The sequence below is a fragment of the Planctomycetaceae bacterium genome (assembly GCA_039680605.1).
Lineage (GTDB): Bacteria > Planctomycetota > Phycisphaerae > SM23-33 > SM23-33 > JAJFUU01.
Map to the genome: position 1 here is coordinate 1 of JBDKTA010000016.1, position 10795 is coordinate 10795.

The following is a 10795-nucleotide window of genomic DNA, read 5'->3' on the forward strand; positions in this document are numbered from 1 at the left end:
TTGAATACATCGAAGTGTTTTACAATCGTAAACGGCTACACAGTTCGATAGGCTATGTCAGCCCCGAAGCGTTCGAGGCGGGCCTGAATTGATACTTCGGCGCGCCCACCATTCGTGGGGAAGCCCAGTTCTGTTCGTCCTCGTCCTCGTCCTCGTCGTCGGTTGTTGCTTTCCAAAGCTCAGGGACGGGGAGTGCGGGATTAAGGGGATTGAGAGGATTAAGAGGATAAAACAGGGATGGGGATGGGGGAGAGGGTTCTGTTCGTCCTCGTCCTCGTCCTCGTCGTCGGTTGTTGCTTTCCAGAGCCTGGCGGCCTTTACATGCTGTTGTTCTGAACCCAGCCGATGGCGTACTTGAGCAGGTCTGACGAACTGGCCAGGCGCAGCTTGCCCTTGATGTGCTCGCGGTGCGAATCGACGGTCTTGGAACTGATGTGAAGCCGCCGCGCAATGTCGCGCGTGGGCAATCCGCCGCCGATCATCTCGAATATTTCCAGCTCGCGGTCGGTCAGCGCGTCGAGCGAGCCGGCGCTGGCCGCGCGACCCTGCACGAACTTGCGGACCACCGATGCGGATATCTTATCGCTGACATAAAGCTCGCCCGCCACCACCTGCCGGATCGCCGCGATGACCTTCTGCGGCGCTTGTTCCTTCGTCAGATAGCCGCGGGCGCCGGCCCGCAGAACGCGCTCGGCGAAAAACGCCTCGTCGCGCATCGACAGCACCAGCACCAGCAGGCTCGGGAAGCGCACGGCCACATCTTTGATCAGGTCGATCCCGCTGCTGTCCTTGAGCGAAAGGTCGACGACCGCCACGTCCGGTTCGGTCTGCTTGATCATGGCCAAGGCTTCGGCGGCGCTTGAGGCCTCGGCGCAGACCTCCATGTCGCTCTCTTTGCTGACCAGCATGGCGATTCCCTGGCGGACGATTGGATGATCGTCCACAAGGAGCAGACGCGTTTTCTTGTCTTGCGTTTCCGGCGGCTGTGACATAGACCGCAAAAGCTAACCGCACGACCACCGCCCGTCAAGATCGGATAAGGCCCGTAAATTCCGCACGGCCCTCTGCAGCACTGCAAAAGCAACAACCGACGACGAGGACGAGGACGACCACGAGGACGACAAGTACACTCTCCCCCAGCCCCGTCCTTGTTTTTGTCCTCTTAATCCTCTCAATCCCCTTAATCCCGCACTCCCCGTCCCGGTCTTTGAAAAGCAACAACCGATGACGAGGACGAGGACGACCACGAGGACGACAAGTACACTCTCCCCCAGCCCCGTCCTCGTTTTTAATCCTCTTAATCCTCTCAATCCCCTTAATCCCGCACTCCCCGTCCCGGGCTCAGAAAGAGACGCTTTACGAGCTTTCCCTAGCCCCTCTGGCAAAGCCCCCCCCGCACAATGCAGTGTGCGTCCCGATTGAAAGAAAATCATTTGCGGCCACAATGACTGTGCTTTCAACGTCGGAGTTTTCGTCCGGCGACGTCGGCGAGCCGCTGCCGAGTAGGCCGGCACAGCGGAAGTTTCCAGGAACCCAGCAGAGGTAACGAACACGCGAGTCAGGCCGGATGGACCGTATGAGTTCAAGGCCCTCCTCAAAGGAATGATCATGACCCCCTGCCCCTTTTACGAAAACCAGTGCAATGAGTTTTTCGACAATGTGGAGCAGCTCTCGTCGCGGCTGGCGACCCGCACGCGGAGCTTCTACTGCATGGACAAGTACCTCAGTTGCGCGCGGTACATGCTGCTGAGCACCGAGGCCGGCGCCGAAACGCCGGTCTCGATGGGTCCGTGGGACCTGCTGCGCGTCAGCACCATCGCCGCACGCGTTCAACATGATCTTGACACCGACTGACTATTGGAGACTGCTCATCGTGAATACCATGCTCTGCAGCGCGACCGCTCCCTCGGCCACACTCGATTTCGACGCCCCGTCCGCTTCCCTGCACCCGCGTCAGCCCAGCTTGCACGCCCTCGAGGCCGACCTGACGCTCTACGTCAACGATGAATCGTTCGAGGCCCCCGACGCCGAGGAGCGGTTCTGGGGCCCCGACGCCATGCGCGTGCGGATCAATCGCTACCGCCTGGCGCCCCCGGTCCAGGACGACGAGTGCGACCAGCCTCGGCGCGAGCCCACGACGACCCTGAGCGTCACCGAGGAGCGGTTCATGTTCCTGCGGTACAACTACGCCAAGTGCCGCCTGGCGCAGGCCCGCGACGCGCGTCAGCGGCGGGCGATGTACCTCTGGAACTCGCGGGCGCGATGGGCGCGGTCGCAGATCATCCACGCCAACCTGGCGCTGGTTCCGGTGATGGCCCAGCGGGCGATCAACCGCGGCGTCGACTTCGACGACCTGCTCTCGGAAGGGTACCTGGCCGTGATGCGCTGCGTCGAGAAGTTCGACGTCTCGCGCGGGTACAAGTTCTCGACCTACGCCTGCCGCTCGATCCTGGCCAGTTTCTCGCGCCTTCAGCGCAAGGCCCGCACCGTTCGCAAGTACATCATCTGCGAGTTCGACCCGGAGTTCGAGGGCAGCGACCACCCCCAGACCGTCCACGACCAGCAGCACACCGACGCCATCGAGACCGTGCGCGAGGTGCTGACGGGCAACTCGGCCAACCTCAACCCCGCCGAACTGCAGGTCATCCAGAAGCGCTTCCCCATGACCGGACCGGAAAAGGGCCAGACCCTCGCCCAGGTCGGCAGCATCCTGGGCCTCTCGCCCGAGTCGGTGAGGCAGATCGAGAAACGCTCCCTGGCAAAAATCCGTCTGGCGTTGGAGAAATTTTTTGCAGCCTGACGTGCCGAATGTGTAAATATAGAGGCTGTGGCACGAAGGAGCCTCCAATGAGAGCATCAGTAACCGACAACTGCACCGGCTGTGGCGTCTGCGCGGATATCTGCCCTGAAGTCTTTGAACTCGGCGACGACGGCCTGGCTACGGTTATCAGCGAACCGTCCGACGAAGACGTCGTGGCCACTTGCATCGAGGCGGCAGAAACCTGCCCCGCCGAAGCCATCCAGCTCGACGAGGAAGACGACTAAATGATCCCGTGGCACAGGCTTTTCAGCCTGTGACCTCACAGCCGGGACCTCACAGCCTGGAAAGGCTGTGCCACCGGGACCACGGGCGTCCCGCCTATGCTCTTGTCTGTGTGGCATGGGCGTCCCGCCCATGTTCTTGCTGTTTGCCCATGGCGACCCGCTTCGCGTGTCGCCATGCCACCCCCACAGTCAGGGACACGCACAACGGAGTTGTGCGTGGCACCCGTTTAGTCCACCGGGCGGTTGTCATAGCCGATCTGATTGTCCCGCAGGCCGGCCTTTCGGCAGGCGCGGACGGCCTGGGCGACCTGCTGCACCGTCGCCTGTCGATCGCCGCGGATGAGCACCCACACCTGCGGCTGGGCGTGCAGCTCCCCCGCCAGCCGCTCGGTCAGGCTCTCCAGGTTCATCGCCCGCCCGGCCACTTCGTAGATCGATTCGCCGCCGGAGCGGCCGCGGATCAGCACCACAAGCTCATGACGCACCGGCGCCGCCGGCAAAGGCTCGACCTCCACCGGGGCGAACTCCTGCCTCAGCGTGTCCAGCGCCAGTTCCACAACGAGCGGCCGCGCCCAATACAGAACCCACTGCGGCGGCGACGATGCGTTGGCCGCCAGAAACATGCACCCGATCGTCGCGGCCAAGCCGTACAGGCACGCCCCGACAGCCGCCACCGCCGCCGTGACCCGAGGCATGGCGATCACGCCCAGCACGAACGCCGCGGCGCACAGAGCCACCGCCGCCCCGGCCGCAATGGCGACCATCAACGCCCCGCCGCGCCAGGAGTCGCAACGCCAGATCCCCGCGGCCGCAATGACCGGCGGAATCGCCATGGCGGCGATCAGGACCGACATCGCCCAGAAGCCCACCAGTTTGTCGCGCCGCACCATGGGCCTATTGTCCCCCATGCCGAGTCCGGCGGCAACATCCGCCTATGGAGTGCGGCAGCCCTGGCTGCCGCTTTGGCTGTTTCTGAGACCGGCTTGCGCGAAAGGGCACTCCCCATCCCAACAACATCCAAAGCGGCAGCTGCTGCTGCCGCACTCCACAAGTCACTCTCGCAGAGCTTGCAAGATGTGCCTTTTTCTGCAACCATGGCAGCGATGACGTTTCGCTCTGTAATTCTGGGCCTGGTTCTGGGCATGCTGCTGGCGGCCTTATCGTACCTCAACGAATGGGGTCTGCACCTGGCGCCGCTGGCGCACAATCTGACCATGCCGGGCGTGCTGGGTCTGATGCTGCTGGGCCTGCTCGGGCTCAATCCGCTGTTGCACGTGCTGCGCCTGCGGTCCGTGCAGCGAGGGGAATGGGCCACGATCGTCTCGCTGATGATGGTCGCCTCGGTCATCTCCGGGCCGGCCCTGATGTGGCAGTTCAGCGAGATTGTCCTGATGCCCCAGAAGGCCAATCACGACGCCCCGGAGTGGGGCACGAACAGGCTGCTGGACTACGCCCCGCCGGGAATGCTCGTGTCACCCGGCGGGCAATACGAGGAGACGGTCGACGGTTTCATCCGCGGCCGCCAGCATGACGACTACGGTTCGCTGCTGAACATCGTGCCCTGGCAGGCTTGGAAGGGCACGCTGCTGTTCTGGATGCCGCTGGTGGTGCTGGTGTTTGTGGGAGTGGTCTGCCTGGCGGTTGTCGTGCATCCGCAGTGGGCCAATAATGAGCGCCTGACGTATCCGGTAGCGACGCTGACGGCGGAGCTGCTGGAGGGCCCCTCCCCCGGGGGCATTTTCCGGCGCAAGCTTTTCTGGCTGGGCACGGGCCTGGTGCTGGTCATCATGGGCGTCAACGCGGCGTCCGTCTGGATCACCAAAGAGACATTCATCCCGCTGGATTTCAGTTTCAGGGCTGTCATGGAGCATTACCCTGCCCTGGGGGCCGTGCCCCGGATGGGGACGCTGCTGACGCCGCGGATCTTTTTCGTGGGGCTGGCGCTGGCGTTTCTGGTCAACAACGACGTCGGTTTTTCCGTCGGGATCAGCCACATCCTGTATTCGGTGGTCGTGCTGCTGACGGCCCACACGACGCTGAACTGGGGCTGGGCGGTGCTGGAGGCTCCCTTCTGGTCGTCGATGGTGATGGGCTCCTACGTGGGCATGGCGATCATGCTGCTCTACGCGGGGCGGTATTACTACTGGAACGTGTTGCGGCGGGCGTTTGGTTTTGCCGGCAGAAGCGACGTGACAGCCGCCACGACCTGGGCCTGCCGGGCGGGCCTGCTCTGCGCCGCCGGCAGCGTGATCGTGCTCAAGAACGCCGCCGGACTGCCCCTGCCGGCGGGCATCCTGTTCGTCCTGAGCCTGGGACTGCTGTTCCTGGTGATGACGCGCGTACACGTCGAGACCGGCGTGTTCGTGCTTCAGCCGGCGTGGTGGCCGCTCGGCGTGGCCATCGGCATTTTCGGCATGGCCGCGCTGGGTCCGCGGGCGGTGCTGGTGCTGGCGATCCTGTCGGCCGCCTTTGCCATCGACCCGCGCGTGGCGATGATGCCGGTAGTTTCAAACGCGCTGCGACTGGGGCAGTTTGAGAACATCCGCCCGGGGCGCATGGCGGGCTGGATCGTCCCGACGATCCTGCTGGCGCTGCTGGTCGGCGTGCCGGCCGTCCTGATCACGCAGTACTACTTCGGTCAGAGCGGGCATTTCTTCTGGGCGCCGACGGTCTCGCAATACAGCTTCAATATGCTGCTGCGCGAGTTGGGGCACTTCAACGTCGGCATTCCCACGCCGGAGTTAGGCTTCCGCATTGATCAAATTGCCCCGAGCCAGCAATTCTTCACCTGGGCGCTGGTGGGCCTGGGACTGGTGGTCGGCACGGCTGTGCTGCGCCTGAGGCTGACGTGGTGGCCGATACATCCGGTGCTGTTTCTGATCTGGTGTTCGGACACGATGCGTCCGCTGGCGGCGAGCTTCCTGCTGGGGTGGATGATCAAGCAGGCCGTGATGAAGTTCGGCGGCGGCAGCGCCTTCGTGCGGTTCCGCAACCTCTTCATCGGCCTGGCCGCGGGTGAGTTCCTTGCCGGCATCCTCTGGGCCATCATCGGCATGTCGTACTACATGTCCACGGGCAAGAACGTCCCCGAGTTCAAGATCAGCCCGTTCTGAGGCATTCACCGCGGAGTTCGCGGAGAACGCCGGCGAAAATGGGGACTGGCTCCGCAGCGAAGCGAAGGTGACTGTCCCACTTTTCGCCTCCCCGGCCCCCGGCGGCCGCCAAATCCGAAATCCCAAGCACGAAATCCGAAACAAACAGCAATTCAACAATCCCAAAACAGCAAAAAAACAACAATGCAAAAGAAACGGTTCCCGCCCCCGTTTGCACCCTCCCCTCGTCGCCGCAAGGCGACCCTGGAGTGCGGCGGCCGCGACGCCGCTATGGATGTTTTTCACACCCGAGCCCAACCCCGCCGCCCGCGGTGCGCCCCCCCCACCCCCCCGGCGGCCGCCAAATCCGAAATCCCAAGCACGAAATCCGAAACAAACAGCAATTCAACAATCCCCGATAGCCACAAAAGACACAAAGGGCACAGAGGGGGCACATGTTACAAGAAAAACACAAAGAATTTTATGCCCGGGCTGATAACCGACAACTGAGAGCCTGGCTAGGCCCCCCCAACGGGGGCGAATGAACAACGAAGAGTTGCCACAAAGATCACAAAGCCCACAGAGGCCCCAATCCGCCAGACGAAGATGCGCGCCCGTTTATCCTGGAGTGCGGTGGCACCGACACCGCCCTGGCTGTTGTTCTCCCTATTAACGCCCTGCTCATTCTCCCCGATCCACAAGCCCGCGGAGCGGGCGCCTGATAGTAGCCCCGGGTGGAGCCGAAGGCGCAGCCCGGGGTAGCCGGCCCCCCAAAACATCCTCAGAACCCCCGAAGGGGGCGATTGAAAAAGGGGGACCGGCCACAAAGGACACAAAGGGCGCAAAGGGGGGCTGTGTTACAGAAAAGCAAAAAATCCCGCGACGGCGACCTGAAGGTATCCGACCTCTCCGCTCGTAGTGCAGGACCTTACGCGACACCCGCCTCGAGCCCTCTGGCGAACTATTAAGTATTCCTTAATAGTTGCCCAATGGTCCAAACAAGAAATGCCCGCGAACCGCCATCTGAATCGAGGTATCTGTCCACCACCAAAAGGCCGCTTCAGCGGCCTTCGTCCCGGCGCAAGCCGGGGTTAGGCCAGAGCTTCTAGCTCTGGCAACGCCAGTCTGCACCATCCCGCAATCCCGGCCAGCCCGCTTAAGCGGGCTTGAGGCCGCCGCAAAGCCCGCTCAAAGCAGGCTCAGAAGAAGAAACAAATCTCCCCATCGCCCCCCACGGCGTAAAACGCCGTGGCTACTCCGCCTCCGGCGGACCAAGGCCGCTAAAGCGGCCTGCCAAGACATGGTTCCTGACCCCGTTCCCCCCTGGCCCCTTCCCCCCCGCCCCCGTTACCCGGCAGCGTTGGCGAAGGCAGGAGTATCTATCTATCCCTCTTCGCCCCCCTCTTCTGACGGACGTTGCTGGCCTTGCTGCCTCATAAGCCTGTTGTTGCGCAATGAAATCGAATGCAGGATAATAGTTGCACATACACCGCAGACGGCAATAACAGGGGCGACAAAACGTTCCCATGAGAAGGCATAGCAGACAGGGATTAGAGCCACAAGCGAGGTGCAGACGAATGCTGCATATATAAACTCTTTTCCGAGTGGTTCTTTGCTCTCAAGAGGGAGAACTACCCTGTATGCAGAATCAACAACAACTTCTAGCGACTTGCATATCTTGTCCATAGCAGGACCGTATCCCTCAATGGTATTCTTGCTGCATAGTGAGAAAGCCGTGAATGCGGCTAGCAGCCATGCCCTAGAGACCTCCTCTGCTTGGTTCTTCAGAGCTGTTTGAAATTGCGCCAGTTCCAGAAAGTCACCGGTCTTCCGCCAAAGCGTTGCCGTTGGTATCTGTGGTTTGGTCACCGCCCCAACCATGTAGGCAAAAAGCAGGTTCCCGGACCTATCTGATTTCCCTCGGGCTTTAGATTGCCTCTGGGCGATTTTAAGATTGCCTGGCACCGAACAGGATGTTTGCCAAAACAGGGAAAAGGGCAGTCTGATATACCTAACGGCCTTCTTTATTAGGCGTTTTGCTTCTTCATCGCTGGATCCGGCGGCACGTTCGCAGAGCCGGTGCGCGAAATAGGCGCACCGAAGGAATTCTGCGTCTGAGAGATGACCATAGACACACCTGTACTTAGCCGACCCAAACACAGGAATGAAAAAAATAAACAATGTGGGCGTGGCCCAAGAAAGGATCCAAAAAAGGGGCACAAGGTAAGCATATTTTGTCCCCGCGAAAATGAAAGCCAGAGAAGCGAGTCCTATGGACGCAAGCGCTATGAGTACATTATGCCATCGCACGCGGGCTGGACTCATAATACTGGACCCGCCCTTGTCTTTCTTGACAACTAATTCTACCTCAGCCATAGGGCCAAGTAGTTTCTCCAGTTCCATCAGAAGCTTGGAAGCGCTCCACCCGTATTCCATCTGCGACTTGTCAGCCTGCACTTCCATGACCGGTCCTCTCGTCGGAAATCAACGAAGATATATCTTCCCGCGTCCCCCTTTCCGCCTCTCCTCCAAACAACCCGCCCTGTTTCGCCCCCCGGCCTTTGTGTTGCTGGGGTTGTTGCAGGGTGTGTTGAGCGGCGGCGCCGCCGGGGACTTGGAGGATTGCGGGGTTGGGGAGGTGGGGGTCTTTCATTAGCTCTTCGATGGTCAGAATCTGCACGCGGGGGTAGTTCTCGTTGTTCCAGGGCGAGGCGTACATGCCGGCCGCGGCGGCTTCGGTGCGCATCGGGGCGGTCGAGTCCTGCAGGGTCAGAAAAACGCCCAGCTCGGCTTGCTCGCGGGCGAGGGTGCCGACGAAATCGCGGATGTCCTTGGCGCCGACCTTGCCGCTCTTGACCTGCACGAGCATGGTCTTGGTGACCATCGCCCCGGCCTTGAGCTCGTCCTGGAAATATCGCACGCCGTCGATGCCCTGATCGGCGCCTTTCTTTTTGGCCCCGCCCCGCGGCCGCGCGCCCACCAGGCCCAAGGCCCAGAACTGGAACTGGTAGGGGTCCTGCTGCGCCAGGGCCTCGGCCCCGGAGACGCTGGCCGGCTCGCCGATGACCTGGTAGTCCGGCAGCGGGACAAACCGCGTCAGGCGGTGCTTGATGAGATTGATCGACAAATGCGTGATGTCGATGCCGATCCACGTCCGCGGCGCGGCCGCCGGATCCTCGCGATTGAGCGTCTCGACGGCGTCAATCGTCGTCCCGCACCCGCAGAAGGGATCGAGAATCACGTCGCCGGGATTGCTGGAGGCGGCGACGATGCGGAGCAATAGCTCGATTGGTTTTTGCGTGGGGTAACCCAGCTTTTCCTTGTGCCAGGAGCGCAAGGCCTCCAAATCCCCCCAAACATCTTGTGCTGGCAAGCCCTTGGCCTCGTCAAGATACCTCTTCAAGCGAGGTATACCGTTCTTCGTATAGAAGACCTTGCCTTGCGAATCAAGCGCGGCCATTCGCTCTTGTGGGCAACGCCATATTCGCTTAATCCCTTTCCATTCGTATTCGTATCCGCCCCCCGAGAGCCCGGCAGCACTGAGATTGTCAGACATCCACATGCGACCGTCGGGGTCTCTGTAGCGGTAATACTGCTCGACGTATGCCGGGTCATATGGCTGATAGGGTTTATTCCAGACAGCGTTGCCGTTCTTCACATAGAAATGAATAACGTCGTGAACGGAACCATATCTTCTAGCATCGGAATGCCCGCTCGTCCTTTTCCAGATGATCTCATTCCGGAAGTTTTCAGCCCCAAAAATCGCGTCGAGGACGAGTTTGAGATAGTGGCTGGCGGTGGGGTCGCAGTGGAGGTAGAGGCTTCCGGTGGGTTTGAGGACTCGGTGCATGTGGACGAGGCGCACGGCCATCTGGACCAGGTAGGCCATCATCGGCGAGGGTTTGAGGAAGTTCATGAAGGTCTTCATGAGTTCCACCAGCGGGGCCGGGACTTGTTCGTCCTGGTGCAGGCGGGCGAGGGCTTCGTTGGCGGCCATGTCCCAGCGCCAGGTGTCTTCGAAGGCCTTGATCTGGGCGGCCGCGGGGGTTCCGGAGGTTTCCTTGAACAGGACGTTGTAGTCTTGCTGGCTGTTGAAGGGCGGGTCGAGGTAGATCAGGTCGACGCACGCGTCGGGCAACAGCGAGCGATCTTCCAGGAAGGTCAGATTGTCGCCGTAGCAGAGCAGGTTCTTGTTGATTGGGCCGCTGTCGGTCATTTGCCACCCTTCGATTTGATAAGGAAGATACCGCGCCGGGAGGGAATAGCCAATACGCCATATGCAATATCCGATATGCAATATCCGATATCCAATTTGTCCAGGCCGATTCGCCGACCGAGGCCGCCGAGGCTTTGGAGGGGCTCGGGGGTTCCTGCTAACCCGGATATTTCACCGCAGAGAACCTGACGCGGCCTTGGGCCGCAACCAAAGTTTCCGCCGCCGACGCCATTGCTCAATTTCTCCGGCCGCCGTCGCCGTGGGACCCCAGGCCCCAAGCCGGCCCCCCGTGAGCCTCCGTTTGGGGCCTGCCCACGACGCCGGCGGCCTTGCCGTGCTGCATCCACGCGCCGGAGCCCATCTGCCCGAAGCTCAAAAGCGATAAACTCCGGGGTCTGGGGCGGAGCCCCAGTTTCTTGCCAGAAAAACAAGATGTTACACC

9 protein-coding genes are annotated in these 10795 nt (G+C 61.4%); 5 read left to right on the forward strand and 4 right to left on the reverse strand.

Going from position 1 to position 10795, the window contains the following annotated elements; genetic code table 11:
- The coding region (locus ABFD92_05215; GenBank protein MEN6503916.1) for an IS3 family transposase at nucleotides 1–92 on the forward strand (92 nt) is incomplete at its 5' end.
- Nucleotides 93–317: 225 nt separating this feature from the next.
- Here the strand turns inward: ABFD92_05215 and ABFD92_05220 are convergent.
- Nucleotides 318–992, reverse strand: coding sequence for a response regulator transcription factor (locus ABFD92_05220; GenBank protein ID MEN6503917.1), 675 nt, complete (start codon nucleotides 990–992; stop codon nucleotides 318–320).
- A gap of 616 nt (nucleotides 993–1608) precedes the next feature.
- Between ABFD92_05220 and ABFD92_05225 the strand changes: the two genes are divergently transcribed.
- Genes ABFD92_05225 through ABFD92_05235 form a run of 3 tightly spaced genes read left to right on the forward strand, consistent with a single transcriptional unit; the run spans nucleotide 1609 to nucleotide 3045 of the window.
- Nucleotides 1609–1854 (forward strand): hypothetical protein, encoded by a 246-nt coding sequence (locus tag ABFD92_05225; protein ID MEN6503918.1) that lies wholly within the window; start codon nucleotides 1609–1611, stop codon nucleotides 1852–1854.
- A 28-nt stretch (nucleotides 1855–1882) separates the two neighbouring features.
- A complete protein-coding gene (locus tag ABFD92_05230) occupies nucleotides 1883–2800 on the forward strand; it encodes a sigma-70 family RNA polymerase sigma factor (protein MEN6503919.1) in 918 nt (305 codons plus the stop codon).
- Nucleotides 2801–2847: 47 nt separating this feature from the next.
- On the forward strand, nucleotides 2848–3045 hold the full coding sequence (locus ABFD92_05235; protein MEN6503920.1) for a ferredoxin: 198 nt from the start codon (nucleotides 2848–2850) through the stop codon (nucleotides 3043–3045).
- Nucleotides 3046–3272: 227 nt separating this feature from the next.
- Here ABFD92_05235 and ABFD92_05240 read toward each other — a convergent pair whose 3' ends face one another.
- The gene (locus ABFD92_05240; GenBank protein MEN6503921.1) at nucleotides 3273–3935 is read right to left on the reverse strand and encodes a biopolymer transporter ExbD; all 663 of its coding nucleotides are present in this window, start codon (nucleotides 3933–3935) and stop codon (nucleotides 3273–3275) included.
- 213 nt (nucleotides 3936–4148) lie between these two features.
- On the opposite strand from ABFD92_05240, the gene ABFD92_05245 reads away from it, so the two are divergent.
- A complete protein-coding gene (locus ABFD92_05245) occupies nucleotides 4149–6158 on the forward strand; it encodes a DUF6785 family protein (protein ID MEN6503922.1) in 2010 nt (669 codons plus the stop codon).
- Nucleotides 6159–7520: 1362 nt separating this feature from the next.
- Here ABFD92_05245 and ABFD92_05250 read toward each other — a convergent pair.
- Nucleotides 7521–8600 (reverse strand): hypothetical protein, encoded by a 1080-nt coding sequence (locus ABFD92_05250; GenBank protein MEN6503923.1) that lies wholly within the window; start codon nucleotides 8598–8600, stop codon nucleotides 7521–7523.
- Nucleotides 8584–10353 (reverse strand): DNA methyltransferase, encoded by a 1770-nt coding sequence (locus tag ABFD92_05255; protein MEN6503924.1) that lies wholly within the window; start codon nucleotides 10351–10353, stop codon nucleotides 8584–8586. The genes ABFD92_05250 and ABFD92_05255 overlap by 17 nt, the downstream gene beginning before the upstream one ends.
- Between the last annotated feature and the right edge of the window lie 442 nt (nucleotides 10354–10795).